Annotated in this window: 20 protein-coding genes and 1 pseudogene; 8 read left to right on the plus strand and 13 right to left on the minus strand. The window is 74.5% G+C overall.

The features are described from left to right. Window positions 1-54: 54 nt before the first annotated feature. The 3 genes from AC0IVP_RS07025 to AC0IVP_RS07035 form a co-directional block, all read right to left on the minus strand. Window positions 55-1,008: a cytochrome c oxidase assembly protein gene (locus AC0IVP_RS07025; protein WP_235564845.1), complete on the minus strand. Its 954-nt coding sequence runs from the start codon at window positions 1,006-1,008 to the stop codon at window positions 55-57. A gap of 71 nt (window positions 1,009-1,079) precedes the next feature. Further along, the gene (locus AC0IVP_RS07030) at window positions 1,080-2,006 is read right to left on the minus strand and encodes a cation diffusion facilitator family transporter (RefSeq protein WP_471755485.1); all 927 of its coding nucleotides are present in this window, start codon (window positions 2,004-2,006) and stop codon (window positions 1,080-1,082) included. A 110-nt stretch (window positions 2,007-2,116) separates the two neighbouring features. Next, on the minus strand, window positions 2,117-3,322 hold the full coding sequence (locus tag AC0IVP_RS07035) for a M23 family metallopeptidase (RefSeq protein ID WP_471755487.1): 1,206 nt from the start codon (window positions 3,320-3,322) through the stop codon (window positions 2,117-2,119). A gap of 303 nt (window positions 3,323-3,625) precedes the next feature. On the opposite strand from AC0IVP_RS07035, the gene AC0IVP_RS07040 reads away from it, so the two are divergent. The 3 genes from AC0IVP_RS07040 to AC0IVP_RS07050 all read left to right on the plus strand — a co-directional run bounded on the left by AC0IVP_RS07040 (window position 3,626) and on the right by AC0IVP_RS07050 (window position 7,027). Then, entirely contained in the window at window positions 3,626-4,804 is a 1,179-nt protein-coding gene (locus tag AC0IVP_RS07040) for an alcohol dehydrogenase catalytic domain-containing protein (RefSeq protein WP_056297077.1), read from the plus strand. A 109-nt stretch (window positions 4,805-4,913) separates the two neighbouring features. Then, window positions 4,914-6,131: an MFS transporter gene (locus AC0IVP_RS07045; RefSeq protein WP_471755489.1), complete on the plus strand. Its 1,218-nt coding sequence runs from the start codon at window positions 4,914-4,916 to the stop codon at window positions 6,129-6,131. Window positions 6,132-6,157: 26 nt separating this feature from the next. After that, the gene (locus AC0IVP_RS07050; RefSeq protein ID WP_056297071.1) at window positions 6,158-7,027 is read left to right on the plus strand and encodes an oxidoreductase; all 870 of its coding nucleotides are present in this window, start codon (window positions 6,158-6,160) and stop codon (window positions 7,025-7,027) included. A gap of 45 nt (window positions 7,028-7,072) precedes the next feature. On the opposite strand, the gene AC0IVP_RS07055 is transcribed toward AC0IVP_RS07050, so the two are convergent. Both AC0IVP_RS07055 and AC0IVP_RS07060 read right to left on the minus strand, forming a co-directional pair. Then, window positions 7,073-8,491, minus strand: coding sequence for an MFS transporter (locus AC0IVP_RS07055; protein WP_471755491.1), 1,419 nt, complete (start codon window positions 8,489-8,491; stop codon window positions 7,073-7,075). A 262-nt stretch (window positions 8,492-8,753) separates the two neighbouring features. Further along, on the minus strand, window positions 8,754-9,404 hold the full coding sequence (locus tag AC0IVP_RS07060) for a TetR/AcrR family transcriptional regulator (RefSeq protein WP_056297064.1): 651 nt from the start codon (window positions 9,402-9,404) through the stop codon (window positions 8,754-8,756). Window positions 9,405-9,563: 159 nt separating this feature from the next. Between AC0IVP_RS07060 and AC0IVP_RS07065 the strand changes: the two genes are divergently transcribed. Continuing rightward, window positions 9,564-10,463 (plus strand): shikimate dehydrogenase, encoded by a 900-nt coding sequence (locus tag AC0IVP_RS07065; protein ID WP_471755493.1) that lies wholly within the window; start codon window positions 9,564-9,566, stop codon window positions 10,461-10,463. Beyond that, window positions 10,456-12,315 carry a TIM barrel protein gene (locus AC0IVP_RS07070; RefSeq protein ID WP_471755495.1) on the plus strand — a complete coding sequence of 620 codons (1,860 nt, stop codon included), beginning with the start codon at window positions 10,456-10,458 and terminating at the stop codon, window positions 12,313-12,315. Before AC0IVP_RS07065 ends, AC0IVP_RS07070 begins: the two co-directional genes overlap by 8 nt. On the opposite strand, the gene AC0IVP_RS07075 is transcribed toward AC0IVP_RS07070, so the two are convergent. The 3 genes from AC0IVP_RS07075 to AC0IVP_RS07085 are packed head-to-tail and all read right to left on the minus strand — an operon-like array spanning window position 12,299 to window position 15,439. Further along, window positions 12,299-13,528, minus strand: a complete 1,230-nt coding sequence (locus AC0IVP_RS07075; RefSeq protein ID WP_471755497.1) for an MFS transporter — start codon at window positions 13,526-13,528, stop codon at window positions 12,299-12,301. The genes AC0IVP_RS07070 and AC0IVP_RS07075 overlap by 17 nt on opposite strands. Beyond that, window positions 13,525-14,112: a TetR/AcrR family transcriptional regulator gene (locus AC0IVP_RS07080; RefSeq protein ID WP_471755499.1), complete on the minus strand. Its 588-nt coding sequence runs from the start codon at window positions 14,110-14,112 to the stop codon at window positions 13,525-13,527. Before AC0IVP_RS07080 ends, AC0IVP_RS07075 begins: the two co-directional genes overlap by 4 nt. A 10-nt stretch (window positions 14,113-14,122) precedes the next feature. After that, a complete protein-coding gene (locus AC0IVP_RS07085; RefSeq protein WP_471755501.1) occupies window positions 14,123-15,439 on the minus strand; it encodes a D-arabinono-1,4-lactone oxidase in 1,317 nt (438 codons plus the stop codon). A 102-nt stretch (window positions 15,440-15,541) separates the two neighbouring features. Between AC0IVP_RS07085 and AC0IVP_RS07090 the strand changes: the two genes are divergently transcribed. Then, entirely contained in the window at window positions 15,542-16,747 is a 1,206-nt protein-coding gene (locus tag AC0IVP_RS07090) for an amino acid deaminase/aldolase (protein ID WP_471755503.1), read from the plus strand. Window position 16,748: 1 nt separating this feature from the next. On the opposite strand, the gene AC0IVP_RS07095 is transcribed toward AC0IVP_RS07090, so the two are convergent. From AC0IVP_RS07095 to AC0IVP_RS07115, 5 genes are all read right to left on the minus strand, one after another. Continuing rightward, window positions 16,749-18,368, minus strand: a complete 1,620-nt coding sequence (locus AC0IVP_RS07095; RefSeq protein ID WP_056297049.1) for an ABC-F family ATP-binding cassette domain-containing protein — start codon at window positions 18,366-18,368, stop codon at window positions 16,749-16,751. A 220-nt stretch (window positions 18,369-18,588) separates the two neighbouring features. After that, window positions 18,589-19,734, minus strand: coding sequence for a dimethylsulfone monooxygenase SfnG (gene sfnG, locus AC0IVP_RS07100; RefSeq protein WP_471755505.1), 1,146 nt, complete (start codon window positions 19,732-19,734; stop codon window positions 18,589-18,591). 182 nt (window positions 19,735-19,916) lie between these two features. Then, entirely contained in the window at window positions 19,917-20,501 is a 585-nt protein-coding gene (locus tag AC0IVP_RS07105) for a class I SAM-dependent methyltransferase (protein ID WP_471755507.1), read from the minus strand. 9 nt (window positions 20,502-20,510) lie between these two features. Beyond that, on the minus strand, window positions 20,511-21,260 hold the full coding sequence (locus AC0IVP_RS07110) for an SDR family NAD(P)-dependent oxidoreductase (protein WP_471755509.1): 750 nt from the start codon (window positions 21,258-21,260) through the stop codon (window positions 20,511-20,513). After that, window positions 21,257-22,033, minus strand: coding sequence for a creatininase family protein (locus AC0IVP_RS07115; RefSeq protein ID WP_056298125.1), 777 nt, complete (start codon window positions 22,031-22,033; stop codon window positions 21,257-21,259). The genes AC0IVP_RS07110 and AC0IVP_RS07115 overlap by 4 nt, the downstream gene beginning before the upstream one ends. Before the next feature lie 61 nt (window positions 22,034-22,094). Between AC0IVP_RS07115 and AC0IVP_RS07120 the strand changes: the two genes are divergently transcribed. Beyond that, the gene (locus tag AC0IVP_RS07120) at window positions 22,095-23,396 is read left to right on the plus strand and encodes an amidohydrolase family protein (RefSeq protein WP_471755511.1); all 1,302 of its coding nucleotides are present in this window, start codon (window positions 22,095-22,097) and stop codon (window positions 23,394-23,396) included. A 39-nt stretch (window positions 23,397-23,435) separates the two neighbouring features. Then, a pseudogene (locus AC0IVP_RS07125) lies at window positions 23,436-25,007 on the plus strand (phytoene desaturase family protein); the annotation flags it as partial. Between the last annotated feature and the right edge of the window lie 98 nt (window positions 25,008-25,105).

Here is a 25,105-nt window from a genome sequence, read left to right on the forward strand (position 1 = left end):
GCCCGGCACCCCCTCGGGGGCGCCGGGCCGTCTGGCGTCCGGGCTCCGGGTGGCTCAGCGCCCGGAGGCGGCCATGGCCTTGAGGCGGGCGTTGTAGGCGTCCAGCTCGACGTCCCCGACCCGGTCGATCGTGCGGTCACGGGTCTTGTTGCGGCGGGTCTCGGACCCGGCCCACTGGAAGAACACGACGGCCAGCACCAGCACGGTGGGCAGCTCGCCGAAGGACCAGGCGATGGACCCCGCCGTGGTCTGGTCGGCCAGCGGGTCCACCCCCCACGAGGACGGCGGGTTGGCGAAGGTCTCCACCACCAGGGTGTCGGCCATCATGATCGCGACGCCGAAGAAGGCGTGGAAGGGCATGGGGAGCAGCAGCTCGATCATCCGACCGGCGTGCCCGACGGTCCGCGGCCACGGGTCCTGGCCCAGCAGCGGCCCGAAGAACAACAGCCCGGTGACGGTGAAGTGGGCGAGCATGAACTGGTGACCCAGCGGGTCGGCCATCAGGTCGTCGAACAGCGGGGTGAAGTAGACCCCGTAGAGGCTGACGATGAACAGCGGGATCGTGAACCCGGGGTGTGCGAGGAACTGGGCGAGCCGGCTGTGCAGCGCCTCCAGCAGCAGCGCCCGCGGTGCGCCGGCGGCGCCCTTGCCCCGGGGCAGGGCCCGCAGCGCCATCGTCACCGGGGAACCGAGCAGCAGCAGCAGCGGCGACACCATCGACAGCACCATGTGCTGGGCCATGTGCACGCTGAAGAGCACCATCGAGTACCCGTGCAGCTCGGTCCCGGTGACGGCGAACAGCGAGATCGCACCGAGGGTGAACGACAGCGTCTTCCACCACGGCCAGCGCACGCCGGCCCGGCGCAGCCGCACCAGGCCGACGAGGTAGGCGACCATCGCCAGCACGGTCAGTCCGGCGATCCAGGACCAGCCGTCCAGGTGCGGGGTGAACAGTCGGGCCCAGGTGGGCGGGTCGGTGGGCATCCACATGTCCGAGTGGTCGTGCACGTCCCCCACTCTCCCACCGTTCCCGCCGACGTGAAGGCACGGCCCCGACGGCCCTGCGAGGGGGTGCCCCCTCAGTCGTGGACGGGTGCCTCGTGCGCCCGGTGGGAGACCGACTCCAGCTGGAAGGTGCAGTGCTCGACGTCGAAGTGCCCACCCAGGCAGGCACAGAGCGCGTCCAGCACCCGACCGCCGTGGCCGTCGGCCAGCAGCGCGTCGTCGACGACGACGTGCGCGGACAGCACCGGGAGCCCGGAGGTGATGGTCCAGGCGTGCAGGTCGTGCACGTCGGTGACGCCCTCCACGCCCAGCACGTGCCGGCGCACCTCGGCCATGTCGACGCCGCGGGGTGCGGCCTCCAGCAGCACGTCGAGGGCGTCCCGCAGCAGCGACCAGGCCCGCGGCAGCACCAGGGCGCCGACGACGAAGGAGGCGACGACGTCGGCGGCGGTCCAGCCGGTGGTGGCGATGACGAGCGCAGCGACGATGACGGCGACCGACCCGAGGGCGTCACCGAGGACCTCGAGGTAGGCGCCGCGCATGTTGAGCGACTCCCCCTGCCCCTCGCGCAGCAGGGCCAGGGAGACCAGGTTGGCGACCAGGCCCAGCACGGCCACGGTGAGCATCAGCCCGGACCGGATCTCCGGCGGGTCGCCGATGCGGCGGACGGCCTCGACGACGACGTAGCCACCGACCGCCAGCAGCAGCAGTCCGTTGCCGGCGGCGGCGAGCACCTCGATGCGCTGCCAGCCGAAGGTGCGTCGTCCCGAGGCCGGTCGCTGGGCCAGGGTCACCGCGCCCAGGGCCAGCGCGATGCCGACGGTGTCGGTGGCCATGTGGGCGGCGTCAGCGAGCAGCGCCAACGAGCCGGACAGCACGGCACCGACGGCCTGGACGACGAGGACGGTGCCGGTGATGGCCAGCACGAGGGCGAGCCGTCGGCGGTGTCCGGCGGAGACGGTCCCGCCGTGGGCGTGGCCGTGCGCGTGGTCGTGGCCCATCAGGAGGCGTCACATGCGTCGACGTGCATGCGAGGAGTGTGCCTCACCCTCCCCCGGGACGACGAACGCCCCGCCCTCGGACGAGGACGGGGCGTGCGGTGGAGCTGGGCTCAGAGGGTGACGCCGCGCTCCGCGAGCCACGGGACCGGGTCGACCTTCTCCCCGTCGATGCCGCCCAGGTGGACCTCGAGGTGCAGGTGCGGACCGGTGGACTGGCCCTGGTTGCCCAGCAGCGCGATCGTGTCGCCGGCCTGCACGACCTGACCCGCGGTGACCAGGATCTGCTCCATGTGGCCGTAGACCGTGACGTCGCCGTTCTCGTGCTGGATGTAGACGGCCTGACCGAAGCCGCTGGCGGCGCCGGCCTTGAGGACCACACCGTCCATGACGGCGTACTCCGGGGTCAGCATCGGCGCGGCCAGGTCGATGCCGGCGTGCAGCGTGCCCCAGCGGTAGCCGAAGGTGCTGGACAGGCGGGCGCCGTCGACGGGGGCGACGGCCCGGGGCCGGGCCGCCTCGATGGCGGCGGCCTCGGCCGCGGCCTGCGCGTCGAGCGCGGCCTGGTCGGCAGCGGCCTGCGCGTCGGCGGCGGCCACCTGCTCGGTCTCGCGCTGGGCACGGCTGGCGACCATCTGCTGGAGCTGGTCGACCGCCCGGGTCTCGACCGCGGCCGGCGACGCCGGGGCGGCCTGCAGCCCGAGTGCGTCGGCGACGCTGGTCGCCTGGGTGGCGGTCTCGGTGTCGGCCTGCGCTGCGGGGTCGCCCCCGGCGGTGACCAGCCCGACACCGGTCGCCCCGACCAGGGCGGCGGCGAGGTAGAGCGTGGGGCGGCGCATCCGGCCGGGGCCGGAGACCGACCGCTCCCGCACCGGGCGGGCCACGCGGTGCCGGCCGCGGGGCACACGGCCCTCGGCGATCGCGGCGATGATCTCGGCGGCGGACACCTCGACGTCGGCCCGGGGCGCATCGGCCAGCACGAGGTCGCCGTCGCCGGCGGAGGCGAGCGGGACGACGGCTGCGTCGGCGGCCGGGACGTCGCGGGAGGAGAGCGTGCGGGCCGCCCGACCGGCAGCGGCGCGGACGGCGCGCTCGCCGGTCCGGGGCCGGCCGGCGGACGGGTGCACGGCGAGGTGCGGGACCAGCCGTGACTCGGTGTCACCGGACCAGACCGGGATGGAGTCCGCGGTGGCCGGTCCCCCCGACGCGGCCGCGCCCTGCGGTCCTGCGGTGACGAGTGGGCCGAGAGGGGTGCGACGAGCACCGGTCCGGGTGTCCAGGACGTCCGACAGGAGCCGTTCCGGGTGTTGCAGCGTCATGCACCTGTCTCTCGTCGGGGAGCTGGGGGGAGGTCCGTGCGATCCGGAACGGGACCCATGTAAACACGTCGTGATCCGTTCGTGACCAGGGTCCGGGGGTACCGACGGGCGATTTGTGGGGCAGGTCACCACACAAGCTGCCAAACGGCGACCCTCCGTGAGGTGGTGATCGCACAGCGGACAGGCGTGCGGAGCCCGGGAGCGGGTAGGTGCGAGAGACACCACACGCACCGCTGCGCACCTGGAGACCACGGGTGTGCGGTGTGACGCGGTGGCCCCCGAGCCCGACAGGAGCACTCCCGCATGCGCGCAGTCACCTGGCACGGCCGCGACGACGTCCGCGTCGACACGGTCCCCGACCCGACCATCACCGACCCCACCGACGTCATCGTCGAGATCACCTCGACCGGGGTCTGCGGATCCGACCTGCACCTGATCGAGGTGATGGCCCCGTTCATGACCGTGGGTGACGTCATGGGCCACGAGCCGATGGGCGTCGTCCGCGAGGTGGGGCCCGAGGTCACCGCCCTCAAGGCCGGCGACCGGGTCGTCGTCCCGTTCAACGTCTCCTGCGGCACCTGCTGGACCTGCTCGCAGGGTCTGCAGAGCCAGTGCGAGACCACCCAGAACCGCGACCAGGGCATGGGCGCCTCGCTGTTCGGCTACACCAAGCTCTACGGCCAGGTCCCGGGCGGGCAGGCGGAGTACCTGCGGGTGCCCTTCGGCAACACGCTGCCGATCAAGGTCGCGGACGGCCCGCCGGACGACCGGTTCGTCTACCTGTCCGACGTGCTGCCCACCTCCTGGCAGGCGGTGCAGTACGCGAAGGTCCCCGAGGGCGGGACGGTGCTGGTGCTGGGGCTGGGACCCATCGGGGACATGTGCGCCCGGATCGCCGCCCACCTGGGCTACCGGGTCATCGCCTCCGACGTCGTCCCCGAGCGCATCGCCCGGGCCCGCGCCCGCGGCATCGAGGTCATCGCCAGCACCGACCAGGCCGACGTCGTCGGGCAGGTCCGGGAGGCGACCGCCGGCCGCGGGCCGGACAGCGTCATTGACGCCGTGGGCATGGAGGCGCACGGCTCACCCGGCGCCAAGCTCGCCCAGAAGGCCTCGGCACTGGTGCCCGACGCGATCATGGAGAAGGTCATGACGGTCGCGGGCATCGACCGGCTCGCCGCGCTCAACACCGCGATCGAGGCGGTCCGCCGCGGCGGCACCATCTCGCTGTCGGGCGTCTACGGCGGGGCCACCGACCCGCTGCCGCTGATGCGCATGTTCGACAAGCAGATCGGCCTGCACATGGGCCAGGCCAACGTCTGGCGCTGGGTGCCGGACATCCTGCCGTTGCTGGAGGACTCCGACGTCCTGGGCGTGGACGACTTCGCGACCCACCGGGTGCCCCTCGAGCAGGCACCCCAGGCCTACGAGGACTTCCGTCAGAAGCGGAACGGCACGGTGAAGGTGCTGCTGCAGCCGTGAGGTGACCGGTACACGACGTGACGGGTCTCATGCCCGTCACGGGATGGCGTCGGGGGGCTCATGGCCTTGGCTGGGGGTACCCCCGACGTCTGCCTCGTAGAGGACTGCTGTGCCCCGCGCCCTGCTCGCCCTGGCCATCGGTGCCTTCGGCATCGGCACGACCGAGTTCGTGGTGATGGGCATGCTGCCCGAGATCGCCGACGGGCTCGGCGTCTCCGTCTCCGCCGTCGGGCTGCTGATCAGCGCCTACGCCGTCGGCGTCGTGCTGGGGGCGCCCACGCTGACCGCCCTCGGCGTCCGGTTCACCCCCAAGCAGACCCTGATCGGCCTGATGGTCGTGTTCGTGGTCGGCAACGCGTTGTCCGCCCTGGCGCCGGACTACACGACGCTGGTCGTGGCCCGGGTGCTCACCGCCCTCGCGCACGGTTCGTTCTTCGGCGTCGGCGCGGTCGCCGCCCGGCGGCTCGTCCCCCGCGACAAGGCCACCCAGGCCATCTCGCTGATGATGGTCGGGCTCACCCTGGCCAACGTCATCGGCGTCCCGCTGGGCACCTTCGTCGCCCAGCAGACCAGCTGGCGGCTCGTGCTCGCCGCCTGCGCCGTGATCGGACTGGTCACGATCGCGGGGCTGTCCGCCTGGATGCCGGCCGTCAGCGGGGAGAAGACCGACCTGCGCAGCGAGCTGCGTGCCTTCCGCCGCCGCCAGGTGTGGATGGTGCTGGGCGTGACCATGGTCGGCTTCGCCGCCCTGTTCGCCGTCTACTCCTACGTCTCCCCCATCCTCACCGAGCTCGGTGGCCTCACCGAGGGCTGGGTGACGCCGGTGCTGGCGCTGTTCGGCGTCGGCACCACCGTCGGCACGCTCGCCGGCGGGAAGCTCGGCGACCGCTACGGCCTGCGCTTCGTGCTCGTCGGGCTGCTGGTCACCGCGCTGCTGCTGGTGGCCTTCGCGTTGACCGTGCGCACCCCGGCCGCCGCCGTCGTGCTGCTGGTGCTCTTCGGCACGGTGGCCTTCGCGGCCGGACCGGTCGTGCAGAACAAGGTCATCGAGGCCGCGCGGGTGCGCGGCGGATCGCTGGTGTCCGCGGCCAACCAGGGCGCCTTCAACGTGGCGAACGCGATCGGTGCGGCGCTGGGGGCCGGCGTGCTGAGCGCCGGCTACGGCTACACCGCGCCGATCTGGGTGGGTGCCGCCCTCGCCCTGGCCGGCACCGTCGTCTGTCTGCTGGCCATGCGCACCGAGCGGGTCGACGCCCTGACGCCGGACCCCGTCGTCGCCGACGTGGACACCTGGGAGCGGGCCACGGCGGCCGTCGCCGCGCGCTGACCGCCGTCCCGGGGTAGACCGGGGACATGACGACGACGGCTGACCGCGCCGGGGACCTCGTCCTCGGCGACCGCACCGTGCACCGCATCGGCTACGGCGCGATGCAGCTGGCAGGACCGCACGTGATGGGCCCGCCGGCCGACCGCGACGCGGCCGTCGCGGTGCTCCGCCGGGCCGTGGAGCTGGGGGTCGACCACATCGACACCAGCGACTACTACGGCCCGCACGTGACCAACGAGCTCATCCGCGAGGCGCTGCACCCCTACCCGGAGCAGCTCACCATCGTGACCAAGATCGGGGCCCGCCGGACGCCGGAGGGCGACTGGCCCGAGGCGCTGGGGGCCGACGAGCTGCGGCAGGCGGTGCACGACAACCTGGACCACCTGGGCCTGGACGCGCTCGACGTGGTGAACCTGCGGATGCCCGGGTTCGCCGAGCCGGTGGAGCGCTCGATGGCCGAGCCGATGGAGACCATGGCCGCGCTGCAGGCCGAGGGACTCGTCCGGCACATCGGGGTGAGCAACGTGTCGACCACGATGCTGGCCGAGGCCCGCTCCATCGCACCGGTGGTCTGCGTGCAGAACCACTACAACCTGGTGCACCGCGCCGACGACCCGATGATCGACGCACTGGCCCGCGAGGACATCGCCTACGTGCCGTTCTTCCCGCTGGGCGGCTTCAGCCCCCTGCAGTCCCGGGCGCTGGAGTCGGTGGCGCGCACGCTGGAGACGACGCCCATGGAGGTGGCGCTGGCCTGGCTGCTGGCCCGCTCGCCCAACGTGCTGCTGATCCCGGGCACCTCGTCGGTGGCCCACCTGGAGGCCAACCTGGAGTCGGCCGCCCGCGTGCTGGGGCCTGCCGAACTGGCCGAGCTGGACGCCATCGGCGGACCGTGACGTCCACCGGGGTCCCGCCGGACGGCGGGACCCCGGTGCAGCGGTTCACACGCGGGCGGTGACGTCCTCGAGCGGGTTCGCCCTGACCCGGGCGTACTCGGCCTTGTCCATCGGGACGGCGTCAGCCCGGCCGAGGTCGTCCAGGGCCACCCGGTGGGTCTCCCGCGCGGAGAGGGCGGCCAGGGCCACTGCGATCCCGATGCCGAACACGATGCTGCCCACGATCAGCGGCACGTTGGACCCGGGCGGTGCGATGGCGGCGAACAGCGAGGGCAGGAACGCGGTGATCATCGTGCCGATGTTCTGGCTCACCGCGAAGCCGGTCACGCGTGTGCGGGTGGGGAAGAGCTCCTGGTAGAAGCTCGGGAACACCGCGTTGTAGCCCTGGTACACCGACCCCCACATGAGCAGTGCGAACACGAACGCCAGCGGGACGTTGTCGATGCTGATCGCGTGCAGGTAGGCGTAGGCCATCGCGGTGGAGCCCAGTGCGCCGACGATGATGCAGGGCCGACGGCCGATCCGGTCGGACAGGTCGCCGACGAAGGGGATGAGCACCATCGCGACCAGGTTGCCGACGACGGAGATCCACAGGTAGGTGGCGGTGGAGAACCCGACGCCGTAGGCCTCACTGGTCGCGTAGGTGGCACCGAAGACCGTGGCGGTCAGCGGGACGGCGTTCATCAGCGCCATGACGACCACGCGCAGCATGTCGGCGCCGTTCTCCTGCACGACCTGCACGATCGGTGCCTTGGGCACCTCGCCGGTCGCGGCCTTCTCCTGGAACGCGGGGGTCTCCTCGACCTTCCGACGGACGACCAGGCCCACGACGATGACGACGGCGCTGAGCAGGAACGGGATGCGCCAGCCCCAGCTCTGGAAGTCGTCCTCGGGCAGCACGGCAGCCAGCGGCAGGAAGATCGCCGCGGCGAGCAGCTGCCCGCCCTGGACACCCTGCAGGGTGAAGCTGGTGTAGAAGCCGCGCTTGCCGAACGGCGCGTGCTCCATGGTCATGGTGCTGGCCCCGGCGATCTCGCCGCCGACCGCGAAGCCCTGGACCAGCCGCATCAGCACCAGCAGCGCCGGGGCGAGCACGCCGACCTGGCCGTAGGTGGGCAGCACCGCGACCAGGAAGGTCGAGACGCCCATCATCAGCATGCAGAGCACGAGCATGTTCTTGCGCCCGTGCGTGTCGCCCCAGTGCCCGAGGACGAAGGCCCCGATCGGGCGGGCCACGTAGCCGACGCCGAAGGTCGCCAGTGACGCGACGACGGCGACCTGCGGGTCGTCGGCCGGGAAGAAGACGGTCGGGAAGACCAGCGCAGCGGCCTGGGCGTAGATGAAGAAGTCGTAGTACTCCAGCGCGCTGCCCAGCCAGCCGCTCAGGGCGGCCTTCTTCGGGGTGCGCTTGACGGCCGGCGGCGTCGCGGCGGGCGGGCCGCCCGCCTCGTGGGTCGTGCTCATGACGGTCTCCTGGGGGTGGTGGCAGGTCGGGCCTGCCGGCGACCGCCGGCCCGGTGGGCCTGCGGTGCGCGGGTGCGGTCAGCGGTGCGGCGTTGCAGTGCTGTGCGCACGTCGTCCGGGGTCTCCGGTCGACGTCCGGCCTGCCCTCGTCAGGGCTGGAGCTCGTGTCCGTCGGTCTATGTACCAACTGGTTACGTACTGGATGGTGAGGTGGCGCGGGTCACCGTGTCAAGCGCCACGGCGCGGACGCGCCGCCGGTCGGTCAGACCGCGGTGAGGTGGGCGACCACGAGGTCGCCGAGCATCCGGCGCTGGTGGGCACGGGTGGCCGGGTCGAGCATGTCGCGGCCGAAGAGCGTGCCGAAGGTGTGCCGGTTCGCCGTCCGGAAGACGCAGAACCCGCTGATCACCTGGTGCACGTCCAACGCGTCGACGTCGGTGCGGAAGACGCCGGCGGTGCGGCCGCGGTCCAGGATCGCGCCGAGGACGTCGAGGACCGGGTTGGCCATCGTGGACAGCACGGCGGAGGAGGCGATGTGCTCGCCGTGGTGGATGTTCTCGATGCTGACCAGCCGGATGAAGTCCGGGTGCGCCTCGTGGTGGTCGAAGGTCAGCCCGGCGAGCTCACGGACCGCCTCGACCGGGTCGAGGTGTTCGACGTCGAGCTGCTGCTCCAGCCCACGGATGCGGGTGTAGGCGGCCTCGAGGACGGCGACGTACAGACCCTGTTTGCTGCCGAAGTAGTAGTAGATCATCCGCTTGGTGGTGCTGGTGCGGGCCGCGATGACGTCGACCCGGGCCCCGGCGTAGCCGGAGTCGGCGAACTCCGAGGTGGCCACGGCGAGGATCTCGGCCCGGGTCCGCTCGGCGTCGCGGGTGCGCTCGGGCGCGGCGTCGGCGGGCTGGGCGGACACGCGTCTCCCTGGGTCGGACCGCCGGGCGGCGGCGCCCCGAGCCTAGGTGGCCACCGAGGAGCGGGACGACCACCCGGCGGGGTGGTGCCCGCGGCGTCCGTGTGGTGTCCTGGGTCGCACCAACTCACCATCCGGTACATACATCCACCCGGAGGCACCGTGCCCGTCCCCACCGCCCAGCCCGACCGTCCGGGCGTCGTCGTCGGGCTGATCGGTCAGGGCATCGGCCCCTCTCTCAGCCCGCAGATGCACGAGCGCGAGGCCGACGCACTGGGGCTCCGCTACGTCTACCGACGGCTGGACCTGGACGTGCTGGGCCTGGCCCCGGAGGCGGTCGGCGAGCTGGTCGCCGCCGCCCGGCTGGCCGGCTACGACGGGCTGAACGTGACCCACCCGTGCAAGCAGCTGGTGATCGAGCACCTCGACGAGCTCTCCCCGGACGCGCAGGCGCTCGGCGCGGTGAACACCGTCGTCTTCACCGGGGGCCGCGCGGTCGGGCACAACACCGACTGGTCCGGCTTCGCCCGCAACGTCGACCGGGGCCTGCCCGATGCCGCCCTGGACCGGGTGGTGCTGCTGGGTGCCGGCGGCGCGGGCGCCGCCGTCGCGCACGCACTGCTGACCCTGGGCACCGGCCGGCTCACCGTGCTCGACGTCGACACCGAGCGGGCCACCGTGCTGGCCGGGTCGCTGCGCGAGCTGTTCGGGGCCGACCGGGCCGAGGGCGGGGACCTCACCGGGCTGGCCACCGCGCTCGGCGCCGCCGACGGCCTGGTGCACGCCACCCCCACGGGGATGGCCGCCCACCCGGGCTCCCCCGTGCCGGGTGAGCTGCTGCGACCGGACCTGTGGGTCGCCGACGTCGTCTACCGGCCGCTGGCCACCGAGCTGGTCACCACCGCGCGCGAGCGCGGCTGCCGGGTGCTGGACGGCGGCGGCATGGCGGTCTTCCAGGCCGTCGACTCCTTCCGGCTGTTCACCGGCGTCGAGCCCGACGCCGACCGCGTGCTGGCCCACTTCCAGACGCTGGTCGACGTCCCGGGGACCCCCGTTGGCTGAGCGCCGCCGGTCGGTCGCCACGGTCTGCCTGTCCGGCACGCTGGAGGACAAGACCACCGCCGCGGCAGCCGCCGGCTTCGACGGCATCGAGGTCTTCGAGCCCGACCTGGTCGCGTCGCCGTGGGCGCCGGCCGAGCTGGCCGCCCGCTGCACGGACCTGGGGCTGTCCATCGACCTCTACCAGCCCTTCCGCGACCTGGACTCGACCGACCCGGCGACCGTGGCGCGCAATCTGCGGCGGGCCCGGGCGAAGTTCGACGTGATGGCCGAGCTGGGCGTGGACACCGTGCTGGTCTGCTCCGCGGTCTCCCCCACCGCCGTCACCGACGACGACGAGCTGGCCGCCCAGCTGCACGCCGCCGCCGAGCTGGCCGACGAGCGCGGGCTGCGGATCGCCTACGAGGCGCTGGCCTGGGGCACGCACGTGTCCACCTGGGAGCACAGCTGGGACGTCGTCCGGTCGGCCGACCACCCGGCACTGGGTCTGTGCCTGGACTCCTTCCACGTGCTCTCCCGCGGCGGCGACCCGGCCGGGTTCGCCGACGTGCCCGCCGACAAGCTGTTCTTCCTGCAGCTGGCCGACGCCCCGCAGCTGTCGATGGACGTGCTGCAGTGGTCCCGGCACCACCGGCTGTTCCCCGGCCAGGGTGCCTTCGACCTGCCCGCCTTCCTCGGCCACGTGCTGGCCGCGGGCTACACCGGGCCGCTGTCGCTGGAGGTCTTCAACGACGTCTTCCGGCAGGCCGACCCGGCCCGCACGGCGGTCGATGCGATGCGGTCGCTGCTGGCCCTGGAGGCCGAGCTGCCGGTCGACCGGCTGGTGCTGCCCGCCGCGCCGCAGCTGACCGGGCACGCGTTCACCGAGCTCGCGGTGGACGGCGTCTCCGGGCCGGTGCTGGCCGACGTGCTGGCGCGGCTGGGGTTCGCGCACACCGGTCAGCACCGCTCCAAGCCGGTGCAGCTGTGGGAGCAGGGCACCGCCCGGGTGCTGCTCAACGCCGGGTCCACGACCCCGGCGGCACCCGGTGAGGCCTCCGTCGTCGCGCTCGCGGTGGAGTCGGTGGACCCCACCGCGTCGGCTGCACGCGCCGAGGCGCTGCGGGCGCCGGTGCTGCCCCGCACGCGGGGCGCCGCGGAGGCCGAGCTGTCCGCGGTGGCCGCCCCGGACGGCACCGAGGTCTTCTTCGCCCGGACCGGCCCCGACGGGTGGCCCGCGGACTTCCTGGCCACCGGGGAGACGGCTGAGGGCGTCGGGCTGACCCACACCGACCACGTCGGGTTGACGCAGCCCTTCGACGCCTACGACGAGGCCGGGCTGTTCTACCGGTCGGTGCTCGGGCTGACCCCGGGGGCCGACGCCGAGGTGGCGGCGCCCTTCGGGCTGGTCCGCTCCCGCGGGGTGACGACGCCGTCCCGGGACGTGCGGCTGGCGCTGTCGGTGTCGCTGCTGCGCCGTGGCGGCGGGTGGACACCGGGGGTCCCGGACCCCCAGCACGTCGCCTTCGCCACCGGGGACGTCGTCGCCACCGCCCGGGCGCTGCGTGCGGCCGGCGCCCCGCTGCTCGCGGTGCCGGCGAACTACCACGCCGACCTCGACGACCGCCTGGACCTGGACCCGGCACTGCTGGCCGACCTACGCGAGCACGGTCTGCTCTACGACACCGACGGGCACGGCGCGTTCGTGCACCTCTACACCGAGGTGCTGGGCGGCCGGGTGTTCTTCGAGGTGGTGCAGCGGCTGGCCGGCTACGACTCCTACGGCGCGGCGAACTCCCCGGTCCGGATGGCGGCCCACCGCCGGGCCCGGGCGGAGAGCGGGAGCCGGGCGCGCCCGCTCAGCGCACCGACCTGATCCGGGACACCGACAGCGCCCCGAGCACGGTGGTCACCCCGGCGACGGCGAAGAGCACCGGGTAGCCGCCCAGCGAGCTGATCACCAGGGCGGCGAGCAGCGGCGCCAGGGCCTGCGGGGCGACCAGCGCCACGTTGAGCACACCGAGGTCGGCGGCCAGAGCGTCCGGGTCGGGCAGCACCTCGGTCACCAGCGCCTGGTCGACCGAGGTGAAGGCGCCGTACCCGGCCCCGAGCAGGGCGCCGGCGACGAGGACGCTGGTCCACGACGGCGCCACCACGAGCAGTGCGCAGGCCAGCGCCTGCAGGCCGGCGGCCGCCGCGACCGGGGCCCGGCGGCGGCCGGTGGCGTCGGAGAGCCGCCCGCCCAGCCAGGTCGCGGCCACCGTGGTCACCAGGTAGACCAGCGTGACGGTGAGCAGGGCGCCCTCCGGGTCGGCTACGCCGAGGCCGTCGGCCAGGAAGTACAGCAGGTACGTCGTCCCGAGGGCGTTGCCCAGGTTGACCAGCAGCCGGCCGGCGAAGGCCCACCTCTGGTCGCCGGTGGCCGGTGTCCGCACCCGCGCCACCGTCGGCACGTCCGGCAGGGGCAGGGTGTCCCGGGAGCGGAGCAGCCAGGGCACCGCGGTGACCAGCAGGAGCACGACGAGCACCAGCGCGCCGGGGCCGGGCCGGGCGTCCACGGCGGCCACGGCACCGAGTCCGACGACGATGCCCAGCGCCTGCGGGGCGAAGACCGCGGCCGACACGGTGGCCCGCTGCCCGGCGGGCACCTGGTCGGCGATGACCGCGGTCAGACCGGTCATCGCCGCGTAGAGCCCCAGCTGGGCGACCAGCCAGGCCCCGGCGACGGCCGGCCAGGTGGTCGCCCCGGCCAGCAGCACCAGGCCCAGCGCGTCCACGACCACCCCGGCCGCGACCCAGACCCGCCGGCGGCCGAACCGGCTGCGGGTGCGGTCGCACCAGCGGCCGAACAGCGGGAGCGCGGCCAGCGCGGCGAGCCCGGCCAGGCCGTTGACCAGGCCCAGGTCGCGCACCCGGTGTGCCGGGTCGACGTCGGCGAGCAGCACCGGCAGCAGCAGCTGGACCGGGGCGAGCTGCGCGGCCCACAGCCCCAGCCAGAGCAGGCCGAACCGCAGGGTCCACCCGCGACCGACCCGGGCGCCGGCGGCGTCCGGGGGCCCGGCGCGCGGGGCGACGGGGTCCGCCCTCACGCGGGGGCCCCGGCGTGCGCCCGGGTGAAGACCTCCAGCGCGGCGTCCAGCGCGGCCGCGGCGGCCGCGGTGTCCCGGTCGACCAGCCAGGTCGTCGTCACCCCGTCCAGCAGCACGACCAGCAGCCGGGCCAGGTCCCCGACGGGACGGCGCCACGCGGTGCCGGCGGCGGCCGCCGCCCGCTCGAGCAGCCCGGCGGCCATGGCGGTGTAGGCGGTGTACTGCCGGGCGGCCAGCGGCGCCAGCGAGGGGTCCCGGACGGCGTGCAGGGTCAGCTCGAGCATGAACAGCTCGGCGCCCGGGTCGGCCTCCAGGTGGGCCAGGTAGCCGTGCGCCGCCGCCCGCAGCGTCCCGGTCAGCGAGGCCCCGGGTTCCGGGGTCACCGCGGCCAGCTCCCGGCCGACCACCCGGTCCACGAGCTCGCGCATCAGCTCGTCCCGGGAGGCGAACGCGTAGTGGAAGCTGGCCAGCGACATGCCGGCCTCGGCGACGACGGCCCGGGTGGTGCCGGCGGCCAGGCCGTCGCGGGACATCACCCGCAGCGCCGCCTCGACCAGGGCCCCACGCCGGTCCGCCGCCGGCATTCGGGGCACCTCAGACCACCGCGGCGCGGGGCGTGCCGAGCAGCCGGTCCAGGTGTGCGTTGCCCAGGACCCCGGCTGGGTCGAGCCGGTCGCGCAGCGCGACGAACTCGCCGAACCGGGGGTACCGGTCGGTCAGTTCCGCCGCGCCCAGGCCGTGCAGCTTGCCCCAGTGCGGGCGGCCGCCGACGGCGCCGCAGACGGCCTCGACCGCGTCGAAGTACGGACCGGGCTCGGTGCGGGCGGGCACGTGCACGGCGACGTAGGCGGTCTCCCGGCCGACCGCGGTGGACAGCGGGACGTCGTCGGCGGCCGAGACCCGGACCTCCACCGGGAAGGGCACCCGCCACCCCGAGGCGTCGACCAGCCGGGCGATCTCGCAAAGCACCTCGGGGGCGGCCTCGCGGGGCACGGCGTACTCCATCTCGCGGAACCGGACCCGGCGGGCGGAGACGAACACCCGGTGCGACAGGTCGGTGGCCGCCCGGGCGCCCAGGGCCGAGGCGGAGAGCCGGGCCAGCGGCGGCACCAGCGCGGGCACCCGCCGGCCCAGGGCGAGGACGGCGGCGAAGAGGCCGTTGGAGAGCACCTCGTCGTCCCACAGGGTGCGCCAGCGAGGGAGCGGGTCCAGGCCGTCGGCCAGGGGCACCCGGGTGTTGTGCTTGGTGAGGCAGCGGTCGGTGTGCGGGAACCAGTAGAACTCGACGTGGTCGGCGGAGGTCATCACCTCCGCGAAGTCCTCGAGCAGCTCGGGCAGCCGGGCCGGGCCCTCGACCATCGCCAGGGCGAACGCCGGGACCGCCTGCAGGGTCACGGTGGACAGCACGCCGAGGGCGCCCAGGCCCAGCCGGGCGACGTCGAAGACCTCGGGGTGCTCGGACGGCGAGCAGGTCAGCACGCTGCCGTCGGCCGTGACGAGCTGGAGCGCCCGGACCTGCGTGGCCAGCCCACCGAAGGCGGCACCGGTGCCGTGGGTGCCGGTGGACAGCGCGCCGGCGACGGTCTGCCGGTCGATGTCGCCCAGGTTCTCCAGCGCCCAGCCGCGGGCGGCGAGCTCGGCGTTGAGCCGGTGCAGCGGCATCCCGGCCTGGACGGTGACCAGGCCGGTGGGACCGACGTCGAGCAGGGCGGCGTGCCGGTCCAGCCGCAGCTGGACGTGCTCGGGCGCGCCGATCGCGGTGAAGGAGTGCCCGCTGCCGATCGGCCGGACCCGCCGGCCGCGCGCGGCCGCCGTCGTCAGCACGGCCGCGATCTCCGCGGTGCCCGCGGGGTGCAGCACCTCGATGCCGGCGGCCCGTTGGTTGCCCGCCCAGTTGCGCCAATCGCCCACGACCGCTCCTCTCGTCCCGCGCACGGTGCCGCGCCGACGTCCCCAGGTCAAGCGTCTGGGTCACTTGACCCACTCGGTGTCGCCGGGCCAGGCTGCCTGCCCATGGACGCCGACGCCGCCCGGGCCCGCCTGGACGCAGCCACCGCCCACCTGGACCCGCCGCTGGCGGTGCTGGACCGCGACGCCCTGGACGCCAACGCCGCGGACCTGGTGCGCCGGGCGGCCGGGCGACCGGTCCGGGTGGCCAGCAAGTCCGTGCGCAGCCGCGACGTGCTGCGCCGGGTGCTGGCCCAGGACGGGTTCGCCGGGGTGCTGGGCTACACGCTGGCCGAGGCGCTGTGGCTGGCCGGCGGGGAGGACCCGGTGAGCACCGACGTCGTCGTCGGCTACCCGACGGTGGACCGCTCGGCCATCGCCGCGCTGGTCGCCGACGAGGTCGCCTGCACCCGGGTCACCCTGATGGTCGACTCCCCCGCGCACCTGGACGTCGTCGACGCGGTGTGCCCGCCCGGGCGCCGTCCCGACGTGCGGGTGTGCCTGGACCTGGACGCCTCGTTCCGGGCGGCCGGGGGCCGGGTGCACGTGGGGGTGCGCCGCTCGCCGGTGCACACGCCGGCCGAGGCCACCGCGCTGGCCCGGCACGTCGTCGCACGGCCGGGCTTCACCCTCGTCGGGCTGATGGCCTACGAGGCGCAGGTCGCCGGGCTCGGCGACGCCCCGCCCGGGCGGCCGCTGCGCGGGATGGCCGTGCGTCGACTGCAGGCCGCCTCGGTGCGGGAGATCGCGACCCGGCGGGCCGCCGCGGTCGCCGCGGTGTCCGCCGTCGCGCCGCTGGAGTTCGTCAACGGCGGCGGCACCGGCAGCCTGCAGACCACCACCACCGAGCCCGCCGTCACCGAGCTCGCCGCGGGTTCCGGGCTGTACTCCCCGACCCTCTTCGACACCTACCGCGCCTTCCGCGGCCGGCCCGCGGCGCTCTTCGCGCTGCCGGTGACCCGGGTGCCCGCCCCCGGCCTGGTGACGGCGGCCGGCGGCGGCTGGATCGCCTCGGGCCCGCCCGGCGCCGACCGGGTGCCCCGACCGACGTACCCGGCCGGCCTGCGACTGCTGCCCAGCGAGGGCGCCGGTGAGGTGCAGACCCCGCTGCGCGGGCCGGGCACCGCGGGCCTGGGCGTGGGTGACCGGGTGTGGTTCCGGCACGCCAAGGCCGGCGAGCTGTGCGAGCGGGTCGACGCCCTGCACGTGCTCGCCGGCGAGGACCTGGTCGGGTCCTGGTCCACCTACCGGGGTGAGGGGCGGACCCTCTGAGTCAGCGGGCCCGCTGCACCCGGGCCTCGTCGAAGACCGGCTCCGGCGTCTCCCGCACCCGGCCGTCGGAGCCGAACACCAGGAACCGGTCGAAGGAGCGGGCGAACCAGCGGTCGTGGGTGACCGCGACGACGGTGCCGTCGAAGGCGGCCAGCGCCTGCTCCAACGACTCGGCGCTGAGCACGTCGAGGTTGTCCGTGGGTTCGTCGAGCAGCAGCAGGGTCGCCCCGGACAGCTCCAGCAGCAGCACCTGGAACCGGGCCTGCTGGCCACCGGACAGCGACCGGAACAGCGAGTCCCCGGCCGCGGCGAGCCCGTAGCGGCGCAGCACCGCCATCGCCCGGCCCCGGTCGATGCCCGGGCGGCCGGGCTCCCCGTGCCACAGCAGGTCGGTGAGCGTGCGCTCCATCCACTCCGGGTGCGCGTGGGTCTGGGCGAAGAAGCCGGGGACGACGCGGGCGCCGAGCTTCCAGGTGCCGGTGTGGGTCACGTCCTGGCCGGCCATCAGCCGCAGGAAGTGCGACTTGCCGGCGCCGTTGGAGCCCAGCACCGCGACCCGGTCGCCGTAGTCCAGCTCCACGTCGAAGGGCTTCATCAGCCCGGTCAGCTCCAGGTCCGCGGCCACCAGCACCCGGACGCCGGTGCGGCCGCCCTTCAGGCGCATCGCCACCTCCTGCTGCGGCGGGCGTTCCGGGGGCGGGCCGGCGGCCTCGAACTTGGCCAGCCGGGTCTGCATCGCGTGGTACCGGTTGGCCATGTCCGGGGAGTTCGCGGCCTGCTGCTGCATCGTGCGGGTGAGGTCCACCAGGCGCTGGTGCTCCTCCTCCCAGCGCAACCGCAGCTCGGCCATCCGCTCGTGCCGGGCGTCGCGCGCGGCGGGGTAGGCGGCCCAGCTGCCGCCGTGCACCCAGGCCGTCCCGCCCTCGACGGTGACCACCCGGTCGGCGACGGTGTCCAGCAGCTCCCGGTCGTGGCTGACGAAGAGCACCGTCTTGCGGGTCTCCCGCAGCCGTTCCTCCAGCCAGCGCTTGCCGGGGACGTCGAGGTAGTTGTCCGGCTCGTCGAGCAGCAGCACCTGGTCCGGGCCGCGCAACAGGCACTCCAGCGCCAGCCGCTTCTGCTCACCACCGGACAGCGTCTGCAGCTCGCGGTACTTGCACTGCTCGTAGGGCACGCCCAGCGCGGCCACGGTGACGGTGTCCCAGGTGACCTCGACGTCGTAGCCGCCGACGTCGCCCCAGTGCCCCAGCGCGTTCGCGTAGGCCATCTGGGTGGGCTCGTCGTCGCGCTCCATCATGGCCAGCTCGGTGGCCGCGACGGCGTCCCAGGCCGCCCGCACCGGCGGCGGGGCCAGGTCGACGAGGAACTGCTGCACCGAGGTGTCGTCGCGGACGGATCCGATGAACTGGCGCATCACGCCCAGACCGCCGACCAGGGCGACCGACCCGGCGTCCGGGGTCAGGTCGCCGGTGATGATCCGCAGCAGCGTGGTCTTGCCGGCGCCGTTCTCCCCGACCAGGGCGGCGCAGGCGCCGTCCCCGACCCGGAAGGAGACGTCGTCCAGCAGGACCCGCCCGTCGGGCAGGGTGAACCGGATCCCGGTGACGTCGACGTATCCCACGCCGCCCAGTGTCCCGGACGACCCGACCGGGTCAGCCCAGCAGGATCGAGAAGACCACCGCGCCGGCGGCCAGCACCATCGCCAGGACGACGATCCCCGCCACCACGCGTTGCTTGTCCCGGTCCATCACAGCCCGGCCTCGTCCAGAGGCTCGGCGCGAGCTTGCTCGTGCTGAGGAGGACGAGGTCCTTCGACCATCATGGGCGGGACCGTACCGGGGTCAGACCGCGGCGGCGGGCTGGAACTCGGTCGGCGCGAAGCCGGCGGCCTGCTCCATCTCGCGCACCAGCGGCAGCACCTTGGCGCCGAAGTACTCGATCTCCTCCTGGAAGTGCAGGAAACCGGTGAGGAAGAGGTCCACGCCGTGCCGGCGGAACTCCACGATGCGCTCGGCGATCTGCTCCGGCGTCCCGATCAGGTTGGTCTTGAAGCCGTCGTTGTACTGGACCAGGTCCTCGAAGGAGGAGTCGGCCCACATGCCCTTCTTGTCCCCGGTCGAGCTGCCGGCCTGGGCGACGGCGTCCCGGAACCCCTCGACGGCCGGCTTGTCGGCCTTGGCCACGATCTCGCGGAGGGTGTCGTGCGCCTCGGCCTCGGTGTCCCGGGCGATGACGAAGCCGTTGAGACCGAACCGGACCCGGCGGCCCAGCGGGTCGGCGACCGCGCGGACGTCGCGGATCTGCTCGTCGATGCCGGCCAGGTCCTTGCCGTTGGAGAAGTACCAGTCCGAGACCCGGCCGGCCATCTGCCGGGCGGCGGTGGAGTTCCCGCCCTGGAAGACCTCCGGGTGCGGGCGGCCCGGCGAGGACAGCGGCTTGGGCTGCAGGTCGAAGTCGCGGAAGCGGTAGAAGTCGCCGCCCAGGGTGTAGCCGTCCTCGGTCCAGATGCCCTTGAGCGCGCTGATGAACTCCTCGCTGCGTCGGTAGCGCTCGTCGTGCTCGAGCCACGGCTCGCCCATCGCGGTGAACTCGCCCTTGAACCAGCCGGAGACGACGTTCACGGCGAAGCGGCCGTTGCTCAGGTGGTCCGCGGTCGCGCCGAGCTTGGCGAGCACACCGGGCTGCCACATGCCGGGGTGCACGGCTGCGATGACCTTGAGCCGCTCGGTGGCCAGCAGCAGCGCCAGGGAGAAGGACACCGACTCGTGCTGGAAGGCGGCGCTGTAGCTGGCCATGTACCGCACCTGGCTCAGCGCGTACTCGAACCCGACCGCCTCGGCGGTCTGGGCGAGCTTCTTGTTGTAGTCGTAGCCCCAGTCGGTGCGCTGCTCGATGGTCGAGGTGACCAGGCCGCCGCTGACGTTGGGGACCCAGTAGGCGAACTTCGAGGCCTGCAGCTCGTCGCCGGGGGTGGGGGGTGCGCTCATGGCAGGGGTGTCCTCACGAGAGGTGGGAGGGAGACGTGCGTGGGCCGGTCCGGGAGCGAGCGCTCAGCGCGGACAGCGGGTCGTGCACGCGGTGCTGGTGACACGGCAGAAGTCGACGACACGGCGTCGAGTCAGCTCCTGGGTCGGCACCGGGCCAGGAAAGCACACCGACCTGGTGGTCTTCACCTCGAGACGGGTCGGGTGCCCCACAGCAGCGTGTCCAGCGCGGTGCCGGCGGGGGTCTCCCGGCGCACCTGCTCGCACCGGTCGACGTCCAGCAGCGCGGCCACCGGGGCCAGCCGGTCCACCGAGTGCAGGATCGTGGTGTCCTGCGGCCCGCCCACCCCGTGCGCGACGTTGTCGACGTCGTGGCCCAGCAGCAGCAGCCGCCCGCCGGGGCGCAGCCAGTCCACCGCCCGGGTCAGCAGCGCCGTCATCCCGGCCTCGGGCAGGTGCAGGTAGACCACCAGGACCATGTCGCAGCTGCCCGGCGCCGTCGACCAGGTGGTGACGTCGTCGACGGCCCAGGTGACGGCCGCGCCGTGCTCGGTGTCCCAACCACGGTCCAGGCCGACGGCGGCGAAGTCGACCGCGGTGACCTCCCAGCCGCGGGCGGCCAACCACAGTGCGTGCCGGCCCTCCCCCGCGGCCAGGTCGACGGCGACCCCGGGCTCCAGGTCCGCGCACAGCTCCGCGACCAGCGCGTTCGGCTCGGCCGACCACTGTGCCTTCTCCGCGTACCGGGCGTCCCAGTCCTCTGCCTGCATCCCGCGCGCCTAGTGCGTGACCATGCCGCCGGTGACGTTGAGCGCGTCACCGGTGAGGTAGTCGGAGTCCCCCGACGCCAGGAACAGCGCGGTGCGGGCGACGTCGGCCGGCTCGCCCAGGCGGCCCAGCGGGGACTTGGCCGACCACCGGGCGACGTCGGCGGCGGTGCGGGTGGCCGCGCCCATCTCGGTGAGCACGTAGCCGGGGCAGATGCAGTTGGCGGTGATGCCGTGCGGGCCGAGCTCCTCGGCGGTGGCCCGGGTCAGCCCGATGACCGCGGCCTTGGACGCGGCGTAGTGCGCCTGCCCCGCCCCGCCGGCCTTGCCGCCCATCGAGGCCATGTTGACGATCTTCCCCACGCAGTCCGAGGACGGCGTCCGCTGGGCGATCATCGCCCGCGCGGCGACCTGGGTGGTGACCAGCATGGCCCGGGCGTTCACGGCGAAGACCTCGTCCCAGGCGGCCGGGTCCAGCTCCAGCAGCGACCCGAAGCGCAGGATGCCGGCGTTGTTGACCAGCACGTCGATGCCGCCGAGGGTGGCGATCGCCTCCTCGGTGACCTCGCGGGTGGCGGTGACGTCGGCCAGGTCGACCGCCAGCGCCGTCCCGCCCACCTCGGCGGCGACCGCGGAGGCCTCGGCGACCAGCCGGTCCAGGACCACGACCCGGGCACCCTCGGCACCGAACAGGCGCACGATGGCGGCCCCGATGCCGCGGGCGCCGCCGGTGACGACGACGCGCTTGCCCGACAGCCTCACCGGGGACCCGGCTCGAAGCGGGAGACCTCGGCCAGCGCCTCGCCCAGGTACGTGACCATCGCCGCCGCCCGCTGCTCGCCGCGCTCGGCGGTGGCGTGCGTGGCGTCGCCGATCACCCCGGCCGGCCCGAAGTCCTCCGACGTCCAGCCGAAGGACACCGGGCCGCCGAACCGGACGTGCCGGTACTCGGCCAGGTGCTCGGGGACCCAGCGGTCGGCCTGGGTCATGTCGACCAGGTCCGGGCGCAGGTGCAGCATCAACGACGTCTCCTCGTGGCCCCCGTGCACGCCCATGCCGAGCTCGTCGGCCGGGCTGTCCCCGCCCTGGTCGGCGGGCACCGCCGGGTGCAGCGTGAAGGTACGCAGGCCCGACTCCAGCCGGAGGTCCCGGGCCGCGACCTGCAGCAGCGCGGAGTTCCCGCCGTGCCCGTTGAGGAAGGCCAGCCGGCGTGCCGGGGTCTTGGCCACGCACCGGCCCAGGTCGTGCAGCACGGCCAGCAGCGTCTCCGCCGACAACCAGAAGGTGCCGCCGGACCAGGCGTGCTCGTTGGACTTCGTGTAGGCCAGCGGCGGCAGCAGCCACAGGTCGAGCTCGTCGCCGAACTGCTCGACGGTCCGCTCCGCCAGCGTCTGCGCGGCGATCAGGTCGGTGGCGACCGGCAGGTGCGGGCCGTGCTGCTCGATGGCGCCCGTGGGCAGCACCAGCACCGAGTCCGGGCCGAGACGTTCGGCGATGGCGGGAGCGGACAGCTCCGTGAGCAGGCGGGATGTCACGGGCGGACCGTAGGTGGGCCGCGTTGCGCTGCCGTAACACCGCGGTGTCAGGGTCGGCCGCGTGCTCACGGTCACCGGTGCCCTCGTCGTCACGACCAGTGCCGGGGAGGTGACCGGCGACGTCTGGTGCGCCGCCGACGGCACCGTCTCCGCCGTCCCGGTCGACGGCGGGGAGGTGCTCGACGCCCGCGGCTGCGTCGTCACACCGGGGCTGGTGAACGCCCACGCGCACCTGCTGCAGACCGCGTTCCGGACGCTGCCCGGCACCCGCGGCGTGCCGATGCGGGAGTGGCTGCCCACCATGGCCGCGGCCTACGACGCGGTCGGCGTCGACCCCGAGCTCGGGCACGCGGCCGCGTCGGCCGGGCTGGCCGAGGCGCTGCTGTCCGGCGTCACCACCGTGGCCGACCACCACCTGACCTGGCCCGCCTCCACCGGCGACGGCGTCGCGCTGGCGTCGGCGACCGTGCAGGCGGCCCGGGACCTGGGCGCACGGGTGGCGTTCGTCCGGGGTTCCGCCCGGGACGACGCCGAGACCGCCGCCGCCTCGGCCGACGCGGTCGCCGCGGCCCTGGTCCCGCACGGCGGGGTCACCGCCGACGGCGTCGTGCAGGTCGCCGTCGGCCCGGCCGGGGTGCACTCGGACTCCCCCGAGACGTTCGCGCTCATGGCGCAGGTCGCGGCCGCCCGCGGGCTGCGCCGGCGCACCCAGGCCAACGAGCAGGTCGACGTGGTCATCGCCCTGGAGCGGTACGGACGACGTCCGCTGGAGCTGCTCGAGGAGTGGGGCTGGCTGGCCCCCGACGTCACGCTGGCCCACCTGTGCGACCTCACCCCGGGCGAGCTGGCCCGGGTCGCGGCCAGCGGGGTCACCGCGACCCACGCCCCCGGCTGCGACCTGCCGATGGGCTGGGGCATCGCTCCCGCCGCCGCGCTGGCCGATGCCGGGGTCGCCGTGGGGCTGGGCACCAGCGGCGGCGGCTCGAACGACGGCGGTCACCTGCTCGCCGACGCCCGCCTGGCCATGCAGGTCGCCCCCCTCGTCGGCCGGCCGGTGACCGCCCGCGAGGTGCTGGGCTGGGCCACCACCGGCTCCGCCGACGGCCTGGGCCGCCCCGACCTCGGCCGGATCGCCCCCGGCGCACGAGCCGACCTGGTCTGCTGGGACGTCACTGGGGTGGCCGACGCCGGGGTCGCCGACCCGGTCGCCGGGCTGCTCTGGGCCTCCCCCGGCCGGCGCCCCAGGCACGTCGTCGTCGGCGGGCGGGTGGTGGTGCGCGACGGCGAGCTGGTGAGCCGGGACGAGGGCGACGTCGTGGCAGACCTGACGTCGTTGCTCGCCCGGCGGTCCACGCGGGCGTGACGCCGACGGAACCGGCCTGACACGACCGACCGCGACAGTGCGGCCATGACGGACGTCGTGGTGGTCGGGGCCGGGCACAACGGGCTGGTCTGCGCGGCCTACCTGGCGCGCGCGGGGCTGGACGTGCTGGTGCTGGAGGCGCGGGACTCCACCGGCGGCTGCGCCTCCACCGTCGACGCGCTCGGCGCCCGGGTGAACACCTGCAATTGCGACCACACGATGGTCCGGACGACGTCGATCGCGGCCGAGCTGGACCTCGCCGCACACGGGCTGCGCTACCTGGAGGTCGACCCGCAGGCGCTGCACGTCACCTGGGACGCCCCCGCCGCGGCGCCGTTCGTCCAGTTCCGGGACGTCGAGCGGACCCTGGACGCCCTCGCCGTCACCCACCCCACCCAGGTCGAGGGGTACCGGCGCTACCTGCGTGCGGCCACCCCCGTCGCCCGGCTGCTGACCGAGCTCACCTCCGCCCCGCCCACCCCGGGTGCGGTGCTCCGCCGGCTGGCCGACCGGCGCGCAGCCGCGCTCCCCCGGCTGCTGGACTGGTCGCGGCGCAGCGTCGGTGAGGTGCTGGCCCGGTACTTCACCGACGAGTCGCTGATCGCCGGCGCGTTCACCACCGGACCCGCCGTCTGGGGCGTCACGCACGGCACCCCCGGCACCGGGCTGGGCGCGACCGGCATGGCGATGCGGCACCTGGTCGGCATCGGCCGGCCCGAGGGCGGGTCCGGTGCGCTGCCCGACGCGCTGGAGGCCGCGCTGGTCGCCGCCGGCGGCCGGGTGCGCACCGGGGCGCGGGTGGCCGAGGTCGTGCTGGAGGGCGAGCGGGTGCGCGGGGTGCGGCTGACCGACGGCGAGCTGGTCGAGGCCGGCACCGTGGTGTGCGCCGTCGACCCCCGGGACGCACTGGTCAACTGGCTGGGCTCGGCCCCGGCCGGGGCGCGGGAGATGGTGGCCCGCTGGTCGGCCCGCCCCCTGGCCGACGGGTACGAGTCCAAGATCGACGCCGTCGTCGGCGAGCTGCCCCGGCACCCGGGCATCGAGGCCCTGCGGTCCACCGTCGGCCCCTTCGACCCCGGCGTGCCGACGACGACGGTCTCCACCGGGCTGGCCGGCATCGCCGCCGCCTTCGACCTGCTGCCCGCGGGCCGGGTCGCGCAGCGCCCGATGATGCTGGCCAACACCCCGTCGGTGCTGGACCCCACGATGCGGGTCGGCGAGGACCACGTGTTCAGCCTCGAGGTGCTGTGGACGCCGTACGCGCTGCCCGGAGGCTGGACCGGCTCGGCCGAGCCCCGGCGCTGGCTGGACGCCTACGCCTCGCAGCTGGCCCCCGGGTTCGCCGACGCCGTCCGGCGCTGGCGGGTGGTGACGCCGGAGGACTACGAGCGCGACTTCTCGATGGCCCGCGGCTACGCCCCCTCGTTCTCCGGCGGACCGCTGGCCGCGCTGGTCGGTCGGGACCGCGAGCTCACCCGCTACGAGACCCCGGTGCGCGGGCTGTACCTGACCGGCGCGGGCACCTTCCCCGGTGCCGGCGTCTGGGGCGCCTCGGGCCGGAACGCGGCGTCGGTGGTCCTGCGCGCGGTCGGCGTCCCGCTCGCCGCCTGACCGCCACCGCGCTCGGCCGCAGTACCGCCACCACGCATCACGGCGTGCTGGGTGCGCACTCCGGTCGCGGACTGCGCACCAGGCACGCACTGATCGGT

Source organism: Klenkia sp. AC732 (assembly GCF_979256525.1).